The organism is Paenibacillus sp. LBL, from assembly GCF_029893715.1.
In the GTDB taxonomy this organism is placed as follows: Bacteria; Bacillota; Bacilli; order Paenibacillales; family Paenibacillaceae; genus Paenibacillus_AQ; species Paenibacillus_AQ glucanolyticus.
Genome location: NZ_JARXYU010000006.1, coordinates 1 through 15,709, shown reverse-complemented (window position 1 = coordinate 15,709; position 15,709 = coordinate 1). Strand labels below are relative to the sequence as shown.

16 protein-coding genes and 1 riboswitch are annotated in these 15,709 nt (G+C 48.2%); of the genes, 9 read left to right on the top strand and 7 right to left on the bottom strand.

The features are described 5' to 3' along the window. Positions 1 to 25: 25 nt before the first annotated feature. Positions 26 to 505, top strand: coding sequence for a hypothetical protein (locus tag M2277_RS15025; RefSeq protein WP_280755074.1), 480 nt, complete (start codon positions 26 to 28; stop codon positions 503 to 505). A 219-nt stretch (positions 506 to 724) separates the two neighbouring features. Here the strand turns inward: M2277_RS15025 and M2277_RS15020 are convergent, their stop codons facing one another. Continuing rightward, entirely contained in the window at positions 725 to 1,834 is a 1,110-nt protein-coding gene (locus M2277_RS15020; protein WP_280755073.1) for a GNAT family N-acetyltransferase, read from the bottom strand. A gap of 183 nt (positions 1,835 to 2,017) precedes the next feature. Between M2277_RS15020 and M2277_RS15015 the strand changes: the two genes are divergently transcribed. From M2277_RS15015 to M2277_RS15005, 3 genes are all read left to right on the top strand, one after another. After that, positions 2,018 to 3,466, top strand: coding sequence for a potassium/proton antiporter (locus M2277_RS15015; RefSeq protein ID WP_280755072.1), 1,449 nt, complete (start codon positions 2,018 to 2,020; stop codon positions 3,464 to 3,466). Positions 3,467 to 3,669: 203 nt separating this feature from the next. Then, positions 3,670 to 4,143 carry a Dps family protein gene (locus M2277_RS15010; protein WP_280755071.1) on the top strand — a complete coding sequence of 158 codons (474 nt, stop codon included), beginning with the start codon at positions 3,670 to 3,672 and terminating at the stop codon, positions 4,141 to 4,143. 194 nt (positions 4,144 to 4,337) lie between these two features. Then, positions 4,338 to 5,249 carry an EcsC family protein gene (locus tag M2277_RS15005; protein ID WP_006208695.1) on the top strand — a complete coding sequence of 304 codons (912 nt, stop codon included), beginning with the start codon at positions 4,338 to 4,340 and terminating at the stop codon, positions 5,247 to 5,249. A 99-nt stretch (positions 5,250 to 5,348) separates the two neighbouring features. Here M2277_RS15005 and queF read toward each other — a convergent pair whose 3' ends face one another. From queF to M2277_RS14975, 6 genes are all read right to left on the bottom strand, one after another. Next, positions 5,349 to 5,846 (bottom strand): preQ(1) synthase, encoded by a 498-nt coding sequence (gene queF / locus M2277_RS15000; protein WP_006208696.1) that lies wholly within the window; start codon positions 5,844 to 5,846, stop codon positions 5,349 to 5,351. A gap of 63 nt (positions 5,847 to 5,909) precedes the next feature. Then, positions 5,910 to 6,704: a 7-carboxy-7-deazaguanine synthase QueE gene (gene queE / locus M2277_RS14995; protein WP_036641317.1), complete on the bottom strand. Its 795-nt coding sequence runs from the start codon at positions 6,702 to 6,704 to the stop codon at positions 5,910 to 5,912. Further along, complete coding sequence (gene queD / locus M2277_RS14990) at positions 6,697 to 7,188, bottom strand: 6-carboxytetrahydropterin synthase QueD (RefSeq protein ID WP_280755070.1); 492 nt, start codon at positions 7,186 to 7,188, stop codon at positions 6,697 to 6,699. The genes queE and queD overlap by 8 nt, the downstream gene beginning before the upstream one ends. Continuing rightward, on the bottom strand, positions 7,185 to 7,862 hold the full coding sequence (gene queC, locus M2277_RS14985; protein WP_280755069.1) for a 7-cyano-7-deazaguanine synthase QueC: 678 nt from the start codon (positions 7,860 to 7,862) through the stop codon (positions 7,185 to 7,187). Before queC ends, queD begins: the two co-directional genes overlap by 4 nt. A gap of 130 nt (positions 7,863 to 7,992) precedes the next feature. Beyond that, positions 7,993 to 8,030, bottom strand: a riboswitch (PreQ1 riboswitch). Between the two features lie 102 nt (positions 8,031 to 8,132). Next, on the bottom strand, positions 8,133 to 8,837 hold the full coding sequence (locus M2277_RS14980; protein ID WP_280755068.1) for an AIM24 family protein: 705 nt from the start codon (positions 8,835 to 8,837) through the stop codon (positions 8,133 to 8,135). Between the two features lie 66 nt (positions 8,838 to 8,903). Next, positions 8,904 to 9,356 carry a hypothetical protein gene (locus M2277_RS14975; protein WP_280755067.1) on the bottom strand — a complete coding sequence of 151 codons (453 nt, stop codon included), beginning with the start codon at positions 9,354 to 9,356 and terminating at the stop codon, positions 8,904 to 8,906. Between the two features lie 221 nt (positions 9,357 to 9,577). On the opposite strand from M2277_RS14975, the gene M2277_RS14970 reads away from it, so the two are divergent. The 5 genes from M2277_RS14970 to M2277_RS14950 all read left to right on the top strand — a co-directional run bounded on the left by M2277_RS14970 (position 9,578) and on the right by M2277_RS14950 (position 15,650). Continuing rightward, a complete protein-coding gene (locus M2277_RS14970) occupies positions 9,578 to 9,745 on the top strand; it encodes a hypothetical protein (RefSeq protein ID WP_006208702.1) in 168 nt (55 codons plus the stop codon). Positions 9,746 to 9,931: 186 nt separating this feature from the next. Next, positions 9,932 to 10,618, top strand: a complete 687-nt coding sequence (locus M2277_RS14965) for a hypothetical protein (RefSeq protein ID WP_280755066.1) — start codon at positions 9,932 to 9,934, stop codon at positions 10,616 to 10,618. A gap of 159 nt (positions 10,619 to 10,777) precedes the next feature. Next, positions 10,778 to 11,176 carry a helix-turn-helix transcriptional regulator gene (locus M2277_RS14960; RefSeq protein ID WP_006208704.1) on the top strand — a complete coding sequence of 133 codons (399 nt, stop codon included), beginning with the start codon at positions 10,778 to 10,780 and terminating at the stop codon, positions 11,174 to 11,176. A gap of 342 nt (positions 11,177 to 11,518) precedes the next feature. Further along, a complete protein-coding gene (locus M2277_RS14955; protein WP_280755065.1) occupies positions 11,519 to 12,721 on the top strand; it encodes an S-layer homology domain-containing protein in 1,203 nt (400 codons plus the stop codon). 943 nt (positions 12,722 to 13,664) lie between these two features. Beyond that, positions 13,665 to 15,650 carry a DUF5704 domain-containing protein gene (locus M2277_RS14950; RefSeq protein WP_280755064.1) on the top strand — a complete coding sequence of 662 codons (1,986 nt, stop codon included), beginning with the start codon at positions 13,665 to 13,667 and terminating at the stop codon, positions 15,648 to 15,650. Positions 15,651 to 15,709 lie beyond the last annotated feature (59 nt).

Here is a 15,709-nt window from a genome sequence, read left to right as displayed (position 1 = left end):
GCCCGGTTCCCCGGGCGGTTTGCTTGTGCGCGATAATCTGCATTCTTGTAATATTTCTTCCGTGTTATTGATTATCGCTTGCTGCGTTGTGCTCGCGTTTCCCTCGGCCCATGTCCCGGTCCGCCGGGACCAGGTCCATGTCCGGGTCCACCGGGACCAGGTCCATGTCCGGGTCCACCGGGACCAGGTCCATGTCCAGGTCCGCCCGGATGCCACGGGCCGGGTCCGGGTCCATGTCCAGGTCCGCCCGGATGCCAAGGCCCCGGCCCAGGTCCATGCCCAGGTCCGCCCGGATGCCACGGCCCCGGCCCAGGATATCCAGGTCCGCCGCCCGGATAACCTGGAGGGAATGGTGGATAAGGATAGATTGGATAATACGGTGGATAGTATGGATAAGGATAGTACGGATATCCGGGGATCAGACCCGGGATACCAAGGCTTGTTTGGGTTTGAAGTCCTCTTTTATGATGGTGACTCAAGCCATGCACCTCTTTCTATCAGGTAGGTTACCTCATCCTATGTAGAAGCGGAGAAGAAGGGCACTTATCTAGTCAAAAATAGGCGGACGGCCATTCGTCAGGTGGGGTGTACACATGTGAATCATTATACGTGGAGGCCTGTTAATAACAGGTGTGTAGCGCACCTAAGACTCTTAATTGAAAAAAAAGGCACATATGCTCTTCCCCCATAAGAGGAAGGAACATGTGCACCTTCATATAAAACGCTAAATATATTGAAGACCTGCTGTATACGGAAGAGGTATAGGGTCAAAGGTTACGCTGCCGTTCGTCCGATATGATGACTCCGGATCAAACAAGAGCGAGAGCAGTCCCTCATCATCGAGCACCAATGCTTCATTGTTCAGCGTCAGGCGGTACGGACCATGTTCGCCCTCTGCTTGAATTAAACCATCGGGCAGCAGAGGCGCAAATTGGCGAAGCAATCGGGGGCCGCTGACCAGATACACGGTTCCGTCATTTCGTATATTTTCAGGTGTGACACCAGCAGATTGGATGAGTGCAGCGAGCTCGTTATCCTGCCATGGCAGAGGAACGGTCAGCTCTGTGAGATTGAAGGACTGGATAGCGCCTGCTATCAACAGTGCAGCTGCTTCAGGGCTTCCGCCCCATTCCACAAGGGTGGATTCTCTGGAAGGAGTCATGACGGTTCCTGGTACGGCAATAATCGCAAATGCAGTCAATACGCCGTCTTCTTCAGCCACAAGCACCTGCTGTTCCAGGCGGATCACGTTGGAGTATGCACTTGCATCAAGCAGTTTGTTAAGCTCTGAGGCAGTGGTAACATATCCAGCATCTCGCTGCTCCATTAGTCGGTGCACATCGAACAGATCCTGTGGCTGCATAGCCCGGATGTTCACCTGTTTACCGGTTGCCGTGCGTAATGGCTCTATGACGGCCGGGGATAGACGGAACCGGTATGCCCGGCCGAACAAACGGCTGCCTGCCCGGGTATATAGGGATCGGCCGCCAGAGATCAGAATTAAGGATGCTGCTGAAGCTTCGGCATGGTGGATGCATTGTTCCAGAAGTGTGCCGGCAAGTCGCTGACCCCGATAGTCGGGATCTGTACAAACGGAGCCGATGGAATAAATGTTTAGCTTCGCACCACGAATTTGTATGGAAAAAGGTACAAATCCCATAAAGGAAACCAGTTTGTCTTGATCCCAGGCTCCGTAAGAATGGCTGATGCCCGGCGAGAATATCGGAGGGAAAGATACTCCCATAGAAGGCTGTTCGGGCTGCTTAAGAAAAATACGGTCGGACAGTTCAACTGCATGATGTAACTGATCGCCTTTCATAATAGAAATGTTCACTCGATTGAGACCTCCCTATGCATGTCGCTAATTACCAGTATAAAGTCATTGGGTGCGAAATTTCCAGTAAACGTTTGCTTCCCGTCAGAATTGGGTTTCCAAGGCACATTCCAACTGCCTTGATGCGGAAAGAACATGTTATTAGGGTAATATAGTTTAACTTGATCTGCTGACACCGGAGGGATGAGCTTGCCAAGTTTTGTTGATTCCATGATTCTGCTATGCGGCGCTTTGCTTCTGACCAGCGTCCTGACCACAAAGTTCTCTTCCCGTTTCGGTATGCCTGCTCTGGTGCTGTTTATCGCAATTGGCATGATTCTCAGCCGATTCATCTATTACGATAATGCGGAGCTTACGCAGCTGGTCGGAATATTTGCTCTGATCGTTATTTTGTTTCAAGGAGGGATGCAGACCGATTTCAAAGAGATCAAACCGGTGCTTGGACCCGCTGTTTCCCTTGCAACGATTGGGGTTTTACTGACCACCGTTGTTATTGGAGTATGCGCAGCCTTTATTCTGGATATTTCCTTAAAAGAGGGACTATTAATCGGAGCGATTGTAGGCTCGACGGATGCTGCTGCCGTATTCTCGGTTCTAGGCGGAACGAATCTGAAGAGGCGGATTCGGATGACACTGGAAGCGGAATCCGGAAGCAATGATCCGATGGCGGTTTTTTTAACCGTGTCGTTAATCGAATGGATAGAACGTCCGGAGATGAATTTGCTCGGTCTGATTTTTTCTTTTGTCATGGAGATGGGGCTCGGTTTGGTCGTGGGTGTGCTCTTGGGAATGCTGGCTGTATATGTAATTAACCGCATCAATTTTGATTCCTCCGGCTTGTACCCCGTTACGGCATTGGGGTTTGCCGTGATGACTTATGCATCCGCCGCCTGGCTCGGAGCCAGCGGATTGCTGGCTGTATACGTCATGGCGCTGCTGCTTGGCAATGCCGAGTTGACTTATCGCAAGACGATTCAAGCATTTAATCAGGGATTTGCCTGGATGATGCAGATCGTGATGTTTGTGCTGCTGGGACTTCTTGTGTTCCCGAATGAGCTGTCGGGGATTGTATGGGAAGGGCTGCTGTTGTCTCTGATTCTAATATTCATTGCCCGGCCGATTGGCGTGTTCGCCAGCTTGCTGTTCACCAAGTTTGCCGTGCGTGAGAAGATGTTGATATCATGGGCCGGACTCCGCGGAGCTGTGCCGATCGTGCTGGCTACATATCCTGTTCTGGCGGGAGTCCAGCAGGGGGAGCTGTTTTTTAATGTGGTTTTCTTTGTTGTGCTGACCTCCGCGGTAATTCAGGGCACGACAATTTCCCCTCTAACCCAGAAGCTTTCATTGGTGGAGAAAGACAAGGCCAAAGCTCCGTCTTTATTGGAGTTAATGGCGCTGGGCAAAGCAGATTCCGAGATTAACCACATCGTTGTGGACGGGGAGATGCCCATTATCGGTAAGGAGATTCAGGAGCTGGGTCTGCCGGATGACATCCTGTTTACGGCCATTATTCGGCAGAAGCGTATTATTACGCCCAAAGGCAATACTGTAATTGAGGCCGGGGACACTTTATATGTGATGAATTCAAAACAAAAGCGAAAGGAAATGAAGGCCATACTGGGATTATCGTAAGCGTTGTGAGGTTAGGCCATATGATGCCTGTCACTGCAGGCGGATGGAAAAATAAATTAGGATAGAGTATAAATAGCTGGGGATTTCTTCATCCTATCTTCATCTGATAAGTTTCGATATCCTTTGCAAATGAGAGAGTAATCTGGTATGATTAATACAAGGATTTAGATTAAGTCTAAATACAATAAAAGGAGACGATATAGATGAGTAACTTAACCCATAATGCGCAAGGAACTACAACGGATGAACTTCAGCAGATTTTGAATATACAGGTAGCCAACTGGAGCCTGCTTGGCGTTAAGCTGCACCATCATCACTGGTTTGTCAAAGGCCCCCAATTCTATGTGCTGCATGAGAAGTTTGAGGAGTTGTACAACGCAGCGGCAGGTTATGTAGATGAGCTGGCAGAACGGATGCTGGCCATTGGCGCCAAACCGGCAGCAACGATGTCACAGTACTTGAAACTCGCCACGCTTCAGGAAGCTTCGAATGAGAAGAGTGCCGAGCAGATGGTGGGTCAACTGGTTGCAGATTTCGAGCAGCTTGCCGTGGAACTGAAAGCCGGAATCGAAGCAGCCAATCAAGAGGGTGACGATGCTACTGCTGATCTGTTGACTGGTATGGTAAGCGATGTTCAGAAGCATACCTGGATGCTGAACGCATACTTAGGGAAATAAAATGATCCAGGTGTAACAAGGCATAGACTGAAGAATAGAGGAGAGAGGTTAACCTGAATAAGGGGTTGGCCTCTTTTTTTGCGAATGGAGGAAAAGACTGATAAGAGAATTTTCAATTTGTTGCGTCTTTTTGGCGTTTTGCTGCGTATACACCCTATAGTTATTTTTAATAGTGGGTAGAGGAGATAGTGAGAATGACGGAGATGGAATCACGGCAACAGCTGGAGTCGCAGCTTCAAGAGATATTGAAATGGGAGAAAGAGCAGAAGGATGTCATGTTCTGGGAGAAGCTCGGAAGAATTCCCTTTATGCTGTTGGATCGCCTCACCCCCAAGGCAGTTCAAGAGAAAATCGGCAGTGCCCTGAATGAGGTTGGCGGATTTATTCAGAACGGTGGAAAGCATCTTGTTCGCGAGAAGACGGTGTTGAACGTACTGGCTCAAACCGCGGGATTGGACGTTTCGGAGGCAGCTTCCAGCTCATCCGTGAAATCCGATCACAGGAAATCGGCTAGCGAGTTTGAGGACGGGGATGAGAAAAGGACGGGGACAGAGGAGCTGACTCTGGCATCTGCCGCAGCATTGCCACTCCACGTGATGGATACCGCTGCGGATACGCTAACAGTCAAGCGTGTCAAATTCGCCGCAGCGCAAGGGGCAGCAACGGGAATCGGCGGCGTGTTTACGATCGCTGCAGATCTGCCGATGGTGCTGGGTCAGTCGCTCAAGGTGCTGCAGGAGATGGCACTCTGCTACGGTTATGATCCGAACGATCCGCGGGAGCGGGTGTTCATCGTAAAATGCTTGCAATTCTCATCCGCAGACATCGTGGGGAAGAAGGCCGTGCTTGAAGAGCTTGCCCGTTTTGATGAGGAGCAGGCGACGGAGCAGGTATTCTCCCAACTGCAGGGCTGGCGTGAAGTGGTCCTGTCCTATACCGACAACTTCGGAATGAAAAAGCTGTTTCAGCTGATTCCGATTGCCGGGATCGTATTTGGATCGATCAGCAATAAGGGGACCATCAGCGATGTGGCCGAAGCCGGAAAAATGCTCTACAAGAAGCGCCGTCTTAGCTGCCGCCTGCGGAATATGGAATCTTCCTTGTAGGTATATATTCGATTATTCTTGTGACAAAAAGGGTTGCCCGCTTATCGTGCTTGGGCAACCCTTTTTTTTGGTACATATTGAATTTTCACAAGCAGCATTCTAACGGTTATCCACTGTCTCCGGATATAAGTCGTGGTTCATCAGGCGGTTTGCAGCGATGTCTTCGTATTTGGTTCCCGGACGACCGTAATTGCAATACGGATCGATGGAAATGCCGCCGCGCGGGGTAAATTTGCCCCACACTTCGATGTATCGCGGATCCATCAGTTTGATGAGGTCATTCATGATGATGTTCATGCAGTCCTCATGGAAATCGCCATGGTTGCGGAAGCTGAACAGATACAGCTTCAGAGACTTGCTCTCGACCATTTTGATATCCGGAATATAGCTGATGTAGATGGTCGCAAAGTCCGGCTGGCCTGTAATCGGGCACAGGCTGGTAAATTCGGGGCAGTTGAATTTGACGAAGTAATCCCGGTAGGCATGTTTGTTGTCAAAGCTCTCCAGAATGCTGGGATCATATTCAAATGTATATTTAGTGCCTTGGTTGCCGAGCAGGGTAACGTCTTGCATCTCTTCTTTTTGTCTTCCAGCCATGAACGAAAACTCCTTATCACTATTTGTATTCTTCATCTTAATCAAGCGGATACTTACAGACGGTTATACTCCGCGCTTATTCCCCCATACGAGCGTGTGCAATTGCGGCAATACACGCACATCGTTCAAGCGGTCGGATAACATGACAGCCTCAACAAGCTGCTCATACCGATCCAGCAGATGCGAGACAAGCGTGGTTGTATCGCCAGTGCCTACATCGGGGTTGCCGGTCTGCAGGTAGAATGGCACATTCGGATAACGTTCGTGCACCGTCTCCGCATAAGCCAGATCGTGATCGTCAAACACCACAACCTTCAGGCTGAAGGATCTGCCGGGCGGACGTCCGGACAAGCGGGAGATGATATCATCCAGCTTGCCCCAGTCCGTAGCCATTCCGGAGCTTGGCGGCTTCGGCGAAATGGTGACTTCGTCAACCTCGTTCAGCCAATCCTGCCATCGTGAACCCTGTGTCTCCACGGCAACGGTAATTCCGTGCCGATGCAATTCATTCACAAGGGAGCCAAGCTGGGAGAGAAGAGCGGGATTCCCGCCGGAGAGCGTGACGTGATCAAAGCGTTCTCCGCCCAAGCGGTAGAGCTCCTGCCAGATGTCGTCCGCACTCATGTGCGAAATGGAATCCTTGGCGGACCCGTCCCACGTAAAGGCGGAATCGCACCAGGAGCAGCGATAGTCGCAGCCTGCCGTACGTACGAACATCGTCTTGCGGCCTACGACCATGCCTTCACCTTGAACGGTGGGACCGAAGATTTCCATGACGGGAATCGGCCGGTCCACCGTTGCGGCGGCGGAGGAGCCGCGGCCCGGATCGTTCGCGGTTGTAACATGCTGATCATTCATGGATCATCCACTCCCGTCTGACCTCGGCGTAGCTGGTCGGCGTCTCGAACAGGCGAACGAATTCGGTTCGTGTGCCTTGTTGCTCGTGCGACTCTTTGCTGCGGAGGGCGTGCTCCATTTTTTCAAACAGCCAGACCACCATGTTTTCCGCTGTTGTGTTCATTGGCGGTAGGGTCTCGTTTAAGTAACGGTGATCCAGATAAGGTTCGATATCCGTTTTCCAGCAATCTTTAATGTCGCCAAAGTCCACGGTAATGCCGACTTCATTCGGAATACCGCTGATACCAAAGACCACTTTGTACGTGTGGCCGTGCAGGTTCTTGCACTTTCCTTCATAACAATGCAGATGATGGGCAGCATCAAAGGTAAACTCTTTCGAGACAAGCACCCGCTTCCGGTGGTAACGCAGGCTTCCGGCATCGATGTCTTCTCCAAGCTTCTGCAGCTGCTCTACAATGCGGAAAGTCCCGGGCTCGCGGCTCATACCAGGCGCCCCCCTTCAGATACACGGTTACGGCGCAACATATAGTTGTCGAGACCGGCTTTTCTTAATTTGCATGCAGGGCATTCCCCGCAGCCGTCTCCCTTGATGCCGTTGTAGCAGGTTAACGTGTGGTTACGAACGTATTCCAGTGCGTTCATCTGGTCGGCAAGCTCCCAGGTTTCCGATTTGTCGAGCCACATCAGTGGCGTATGAATGACAAACGGGTAGTCCATGGCTAAGTTCAGTGTAACGTTGAGTGATTTAATAAAGCTGTCCCGGCAATCGGGATAACCGCTGAAATCCGTCTCACACACGCCTGTGATCAGATGTTTGGCTCCGGCGCCCTTGGCAAGCACAGCGGCAAAACTGAGGAACAACAGGTTCCGTCCATCCACAAAAGTGGTCGGCAAGCCGTCACCTTCTGCGATTTCAATATCGCTCCGTGTCAGCGCGTTGGGTGCCAGCTGATTAAGCAGGCTCATATCGAGCACCGTCTGCTTCACGCCTTGCTCCTTGGCAATCTGTGCAGCACATTCTATTTCGAGTTTATGGCGTTGGCCATAATCAAAGGTTACAGTCTCGACTTCGGCAAAGCGTTCCTTCGCCCAGAACAGGCAGGTGGTGCTGTCTTGGCCACCGCTGAAAACAACAACCGCTTTTTCATTTTTAAGCATAAAAAAACCTCTCATCCTTCATAAATTAAGAGCAGCCGAAGGCTGATCCCGTAGAAGAAAGAGAAGTTCATTGAACTGAATCCGTAAAAAAACAAGCCTTATTCTTAGGGTTTACACCGAATAAGACACGATAGTTTTTTATAGAGGGAGTTCACGAACCTCTCCCATACACCGTTAACGGGGCATGGATTGTCTTCTGTTGTCCTTGCGACCGCTTCAGGTTGAATATTCTGCGGCTCTAACTACGCCTTCCATTATAGCACGGCCTGATTATTTGATAAACACTCCGCCGAAGGGAATTGCTTCCCGTAAAAACCGCTTAATTACTCCTTCGTCGTTAAGTTCGTTAACGAGCCGCTGATTCTGGCGTCCCGCCTGAAACAAGACATACCCGTCACCGGTCAGCTTCCAATGGTAGTTCATATGCTGGCTTGCCAGATGATTGCCGTAAACGGTCAGGTCCAGCTTAGCTGCTTCGGGATATGCGATGATGCTCCCGGCGTCTACGTACAACGGCTCGGTGGGATGCAGCTTGACTTTGCAGACAGGACCCTGGGTCAAGATGCCGATGCTGCCATTTCCGGAAAACTTCATCTTAATGGCATCCCGCGTTACCAGCATGTTCTTGATCTTTAGTATCCGTGTCTGCATCGTAACTTGTTTGGTATAAAAGAAAACATGCCGAAAATCATAAAGCATGTCCTGTTCACCTTCCAGCTGAACCTCATGCATGTTAAAGCCAGGGGGAAGTGCTGCCGTGAATTGGCTTGGACCGGCAATGTCGGCACGAATCCATTTTTTCTTGCGATAGATACCCTTCACATTCATCAGACGATCGCTGCGCCCGGAGGAGGGACCACGATAGGCAACGATCTGCTCAGGATGCAGAACATGGACTGTGTCTCCGTTAGTCAGGGAGAAGGTCACCGCTTGTCCGGCTCCGCTGCCCGCTGCATCTTCCATTCGGATAATCAAGGCCGCGCCTCCTTTGTTCTGTATGGTCTATAGGATATGGATGGTGTAAGAGATCTGGAGCTTGTCCTATTTCAAGCGGTTTGTCCGGCGCATACCGAATCGAAGGACACGTATGATAACAAAGTATCCGGCAGCTAAGGCCACGGCGGTTATCGCTACCGTCTTCAAGCGTTCGGATCCCCTTTTGCGCGCGGCTTCCGCCTCTTGCAGCTGACCTACCATTTGGGTCAATTGCTGATTCTGCTCCGCAAGATTGGAGTTCTGTTCTGCCAGATTTACATTTTGCTGCTGCAGCTGTTCGGACGCGATTCTTGCTTTATCAAGTTCTTGTAAAGCCTGGTTATAGTTGTTCTTGAGCTGATTGATTTCTTCAGGCAGTCCGGAGAATTGCTGGATATTATCATACAGATTGTTGAAATAATTGGCGCTGACCGTTTTGCCTCCGGCTGGCAACGCGATCCCTGCCACCAGCAGCATGAGTGAAAGTCGGATCAGCTTGGATTTTGTCGGCTTGCGCATGAGGGATCACCACCATTCGATTAATTATAGTAAATACGAATCAGATTCCGACAGGTTTCTATTAATATATTACCCACTTTCGTGGCAGATGTGAATCTATCCGACGGCTGAGCTGTTTAACTTGTTCTTATGGAGGGTAATGAATTCAGGCAAGCGCAATGAAGTGATCCCATACGAGATTTTTCATAAATGAATGAACAGATAAAAAGGAGAAGACGATCATGATGAATGACAATAACGTGAAAAAAATTATGATTACAGTGAACGGAAAGCCGGTAGGCAACGGTTTGTTAATCGATAAAGTAACCTATGCCCCGATTCAACGTGCGGGAGGCGATATGGGGGACATCAAGTCGGTTTCCCTCTCCAGAGCAGCAGCAATAGGGTGATAGAACCTCCATTTCACGAAGAGTAAAAGATTTCCTTGTCAAAAAAGTGACAAATAAAAAAATATCCAAAAGACCGCAGCGAATAGGGCTGTGGTCTTTTTTTGTCGTAAACACAATCAGAACATATGTTCCGTGACAGTAAGATGTCCATCTGTATTGGTACATTATTAGAAGAAGAGGAAAGAGGTGGATGTGTTGCAGTCAGGCTTGTATTCGGATTTTACATGGAGCCACAGCCATGTATCAGCTGGCGGCACTAGTCAAGTCTTTCTGCTGATCGAGTGGAGGGCTGGTGTCCTAAGGCCAAAAACGCAGTCCAAAGGCTTTAATCAGCATATTGCTGAAGAAGTCCAGCTGCATCTTCAGTTGGGTGAGCGCGTCCAATTGGTACATATGTATGGGTGTCAAGGTGAGGTATTAAATGATCGTAATATTTCGTTGTCTTTAGGCTCTTTATTCGAAGGAAAATCTAAACAATTGCTTCTAGAACTAAGCGTGGGCTCCCGGTCATCCGGTGTGTATCCCATTATTACCGCTTTATGGACTTATGTAGATGTTCCAAAGCAGAAGGTCGTATTGCAGCCTTCCCGCACGATCCCGCTTCAATTCAGCAATCATACGGCATTGAAATATCGAAATCCAGATTATCGTGTTGAGAAGGTCCTGAAGTTATACCAGAATGCATCGATACTGGAGCAAGCAAGAGGCGAGCTGGAACAGGGCAATTTGGCTGAAGGGGAAGATCTGATTCGTAGACAGGCAGATGAGATGCTTGTATATGCAACCCGATTTCGGGATGCGGATTATTTGAAGGAGGCAGAGGCCCTTTATAAACTAAGTAGTTTGTATATGGATACATATCGGCAATCCTAGTCTAGAAATGCGAACAGCAAAAGGGACTTTAGACTTAAAAATTAACCGGTAATTGAGAATCTTTATATAAAAAAGGAAAAATGATTTCAGGGTCGAATGTACTACTTAGCAGTCAAGAAATATGTGTCTAATTTACTAGAAAGATAGGGAGAATGCCATATGACAGACCGACTGATCCGACTAATGAGAATCATTACCCTTGTACAAGCAAGACCTGGGATCCTGGCTAGAGAGCTTGCCGAACGTTGTGGAACGAGTGAGAGAACCATTTATCGGGATATGGATGCCCTCAGTGCCATGCATATTCCCATTACTCATCAAGGCCGAGGACGCGGCTACACATTTATTGGACACTTTGCCATGTACCCGCTTGGATTGACGGAAGACGAGGTGCAAGCATTATTTAAACTGCTGTCCGTATTGGAGGATATCAAGCCAATGCTGCCTGAGGAATTTGAAAGCGCTTATGAGAAAGTGTTGGCGGCTGTATATAAGCAAACTGCAGAAAAAGCCGAATTTCAGGCAGGGGACCGGGATGAGTCCTCCCCGAATCTGTAACGACACCGCTAGGTGTAACCATTAAACCTCGATCGAGAGCACATATTTTTTATGTGGCTGTCGTTCGAGGTTTTATCATATCTAGGCATGACCAGAGACACGAATCAGCCGTCACGTGCGAAGATGCGAATGTATCTAGTAGAACAGAATCAGGATAGGAATATTATACCAATACATCATAATTTATGATAAACTAACTACAATTTCTCTTCTCAATACAAAAATGTAATTATTGTGTAATTGTGAGAGATGACGGCTGATGTCCCTAAGCAAGGGCGTAGGAAGGAGATATGAAGCAATTTCATAGGTTTTATTCTACTACTTGTATTTAGGAGGATCGTTATGAAGAAAATCTCGATTAGTGTATTAACGGCAATTTCTGTCTTACTAGCAAGTTTGGCCTTGAACCCGGTGGAGGCTGCGCAAGCAGATGCCAGTGTTGAAGAGAAAGCGGAATCCCGAGAGACTGTTAATAAAAATTTCAGGGATATTCAAGGACACTGGGCTCAAGCTGCGATTAATGATGCGATCCAACGCGGTTATGTTGATGGTTATCCGGACGGAAGGTTTCTGCCGAATCATCAGGTCTCCAGAGCAGAATTTATAAAAATGGCTGTGTCAGCCATGGACATCGAGCTGGGTTCCTCAAGTTCAGGCTCTTGGTATACTCCGTATGTTAAAGCGGCCGAGTCGGCAGGTATATATAAGGCTGGGGATTTTGCCAACAATCAGCTCACGCAGCGCATGACGCGCGAAGAGATGTCCAAGCTTGCGGTAAAGGCTTTGGGATACAAGGATGTGGAAGACAAGCAGTGGATGTACCTTGCATCCAAAGATGGCATCATATCGGGCACTGCTCCAGGGGTAATCTCGCCACAGGGGACAACAACAAGAGCTCAGGCCATTGCGGTCATTGAGAGATTGCTTCAAGTCAAGAACGGCAAGGAACTTCCCGTTGATAAATATGCCGTAGCCGCAGCAGAAGTTTATTGGCATAAGACAAATATTTTCTCGGTGGCACCGGAGATTTTTAATGGGCCGGATAATAACAATAAAAATGTTGGTATTGATTCATGGAAGATGTCTAAGTTGCAGTTCGGTGCAACGGATGGTTCCGTTGTTGCTCAAGTAGATGAGCTTATTGCAATTGACTGGAATGATCCTAAAGATCCGAACCGCAAACTGTTACCAAGTAGAGATAAGTTGGTTTGGGTTTTTGGAGCGAAGTCTAATGTATTTACAGATGACTTGCAGGCTTACGTTATTATTTTAAAATCTCACTATTTAGTAAATAAAAAACCTAAGTCATATCCAATTGATCGATTGAGTTTAAATATTTTGGGATATAACGGTAAGCCCAATGGTTCTAATTTGAATATACCTTATCCGATTGAATCAAAAGATCCCAAAAGACAGGTGAATGGTCTAGTTATTCCAAAAACAGGGTTTAGTACAAGGGGTAATTTGAATGTTATAGTGGAGACTATAGCGGCTGGAGCACGGGTTTACCAAAGTACTCTTTCTAGATCGATTCTAATCAGATAAGGAGATTAGAATCATGATAAAGAAGAACCCGAAGTATTATATTATACTAATTAATCTCTGTTTGATATTCTTGCTATCTTGCTATATACCTATTGTACAAACAGTATTTGCAGCCAATGATGTTACTCAGGACGTTAGCTATGAATTTATAGTAGATTCTAAAGATTATGATTATAGCGGTTATAAGTTTTCAGCAAAAAATGAATTAGAAACGCAAAGAATTACTGTAAATGCGCCTGCAGGAAAGGTAATTAAAAAACTTGAATGGGTCAATAAAGCAACCAATACACCAATTAGATCAATTAACGGTTTTACTCCAGGTTCAACGACTTGGGCTGGGAAGGATACCTTGAGCGGAACAAAATTGAACGTGAGGTCTCAAGGGAATACCAATTATGGAGGAGTATATTATTGGGATAGATGGTCTGTGAGCGATGCTGGAAATGGCTACGGACAGCTTTGGAAGGCTTCTAGTACCACAGGATTGATTATGGACAACAGTGATCCGAGATGTAACGTTAGTGTGGAGAAAGAAACTATTCAAGGACGTCAACTGCCTAAATACCCAGGGTGCACAGATCCCAAACTAGAGGCAAAAATCAATCGTACGGAAGCCTTTTTAATACTCGAACCAGGTAACCCTTTAAGCGGTACATGGATTCGTGGTAGTGCGATATCCGATCAATTAAGAGCATCTAATATAGAAATAGATTTTAGAACATTAATTCCAGATGTTCATGGAACAGCTGGCAGAACAGACCCGAGTACTGTCGGGGGAGAAGTCGCAAAGGTAGAAAATAATAATAGCGATCTAGATGTGATAGTTATTCACTTTTCTCAGACTTTCAACAACGACACCTATAATCGATATTGGGCTAATCCTGGAGCCAAACAAGTTTGGTATTTCTCGAAATTTTTCGTAGACTTTGATTCCTACACTTATATGTACAAAGACAAACTCCTTCGAGCTACCTTCGCTGATGGAACATCAAGCTTAGAGATCACTGGACCGACATGTGTAGCACCAGCCGGTACGATCCAGCTTACCGCGAAATTAACGAAGATAGATGGTAGTACATACAATCTGCAAAGGCACGACAAGCTGACATGGCGAAGTTCGGATAGCAGCGTCATGTCCGTCAGCGCTTCAGGTGCAGTTACAGCCGTGGCGGCAACAGGACAAGCTACGATTACAGCTCACTTTAAGGATGCGGCTCAGGCTTTGGATGAATCGGACGATGCCACAATCCAGGTTGGGACAGGCTCCTCTTGCGGGAATAACGGAGGGGTAGATCCAGGTGGTCCACCTAATACTTGCGGGATTCAAATTGGTACGGCGAGTAAAGGGACCGTATCATCACATACGGTTATGGACCCTGTGGCAACCGGGGTAGTGAAAGCTGACGATCGGGACTCCGAGAAGTTTGATGTGCTGGACGGGATACCTACTTCTGAATCCTTGTACGTGAACGTATTTGGACTCAATTATTTATACCAGAATCAATGGGCCAACATGACCGGGGAAATCACCTATACGGTTCCCGTGAAGAAGACCTATATTCTAACCTGGACCATACCGGGAACGCCCAGCACAGGACCGAATGACCCCGGTACGCCGGACGAACCGATGGAAGAAGAAGTCCCGGTAGAAGAACAAGTCACGATAACCCGGCCGTATTCATATTGGCAAATCGATAATCTGGAAGTCTACAGGCTAGCCAGATCATCCGTCAGCAATTACGCCTTACCTGGCGGTACGGTTAATCTGACTCCTGCCGGCTACACACCCCCTGTTCTTACATCTGAACACAACGCGAGTGTGGACGATCATGTGGAGCCTGCTTCCTGTGAAGAAGTTGACTTGGGTACGGAGACCGTTTCCGGCGGCTCGAGCAGACCTTCTGTACCAACCCCGGATTTTACTTCGGCAGCCGAATCGGCAGTAGGCCAAAATCAGGTCAAGAACGACCGTGTCCTGTTTAACGGGTCTACTGTCATGAGTGACAGCTGGGCTCAGGGAACCGCACCGACACCAGGAATAATACCTCCGGCAACAACGATCCAAAGGGATGTCCTGTACGGCAAAAATTATCTCATCAGCAGTACGCTGTTGAACAAGGCAAATACCACGAGTACAGGTACGATTGATTATGAACTCATACCTGGAAATATCAATGGCGGCTCCAATAAAACATATCCTGTCAACGCCATCAATACGGTCACCGTGCATACCCCTGTCGTCAACTACGCCTCCGTGACGGATGATCAGGCGCATAACCAGAAGACAACGCCGAATCCGAACCGCTCGGCCTTCATTCTGGATCGACCGTTTACGGTCCGCATCCCGACTTCGGGCCAGCACCGGAACATTCACGGATACGGAGACCGTGACTATGCCAAGTATGTAAGATCGAAGCAGGTATATTTTCCGTTCGATGTTTACAGCAGTGACAAGAGCATCTTTTATCCAAAGGGCACCTGGATCACAATCCCGACACCGCAGTTGGATACGGAATTTTTCCTGCCGGTCTGGGTGGATGAAGGGAATTATGAGGTATACTTCCGTACGATTGCGGAGAACGCCCCGACCGATTTTACGACACAGCCCGGTGCAAACCTTGATCTGGCCCACCATGTGGCTAACGATATGGAGCCGGTTGATGTGATCGGGCGTGTATATGATTTTCACATCACAGATGTTGCCGACTATAACTGGGAGACTGTCTTCCGCAAGCAAAAGGGGAATGCCGCACCAAGCGGCGTATCCTACTGGACAGGACTGCGCGACATTGACGGCGGAGTACGCGGGAATGTGATGCCCTACACACTTCCCATCGCACCGGGTAAGCATCCAGTGCAGGGATATAAGAATGCAGCAGTGAAGACAGGCTACCATTTCAGTGCGACACGTTACTCTATAAGTGCCTAATGGTATGAAAAGAGTGGGTTCTTATCAAATAAAAAGAATAACAACTGATTATTCGAAGG

What these genes read in the sequence shown, in the direction of transcription:
- M2277_RS15015 (WP_280755072.1), top strand. Translation starts at nt 2,018, where the DNA reads ATGAGCTTGCCAAGTTTTGTTGATTCCATGATTCTGCTATGCGGCGCT.
- M2277_RS15010 (WP_280755071.1), top strand. Translation starts at nt 3,670, where the DNA reads ATGAGTAACTTAACCCATAATGCGCAAGGAACTACAACGGATGAACTT.
- M2277_RS15005 (WP_006208695.1), top strand. Translation starts at nt 4,338, where the DNA reads ATGACGGAGATGGAATCACGGCAACAGCTGGAGTCGCAGCTTCAAGAG.
- queF (WP_006208696.1), bottom strand. Translation starts at nt 5,846, where the DNA reads ATGGCTGGAAGACAAAAAGAAGAGATGCAAGACGTTACCCTGCTCGGC.
- queE (WP_036641317.1), bottom strand. Translation starts at nt 6,704, where the DNA reads ATGAATGATCAGCATGTTACAACCGCGAACGATCCGGGCCGCGGCTCC.
- queD (WP_280755070.1), bottom strand. Translation starts at nt 7,188, where the DNA reads ATGAGCCGCGAGCCCGGGACTTTCCGCATTGTAGAGCAGCTGCAGAAG.
- queC (WP_280755069.1), bottom strand. Translation starts at nt 7,862, where the DNA reads ATGCTTAAAAATGAAAAAGCGGTTGTTGTTTTCAGCGGTGGCCAAGAC.
- M2277_RS14975 (WP_280755067.1), bottom strand. Translation starts at nt 9,356, where the DNA reads ATGCGCAAGCCGACAAAATCCAAGCTGATCCGACTTTCACTCATGCTG.
- M2277_RS14970 (WP_006208702.1), top strand. Translation starts at nt 9,578, where the DNA reads ATGATGAATGACAATAACGTGAAAAAAATTATGATTACAGTGAACGGA.
- M2277_RS14960 (WP_006208704.1), top strand. Translation starts at nt 10,778, where the DNA reads ATGACAGACCGACTGATCCGACTAATGAGAATCATTACCCTTGTACAA.
- M2277_RS14955 (WP_280755065.1), top strand. Translation starts at nt 11,519, where the DNA reads ATGAAGAAAATCTCGATTAGTGTATTAACGGCAATTTCTGTCTTACTA.
- M2277_RS14950 (WP_280755064.1), top strand. Translation starts at nt 13,665, where the DNA reads ATGTACAAAGACAAACTCCTTCGAGCTACCTTCGCTGATGGAACATCA.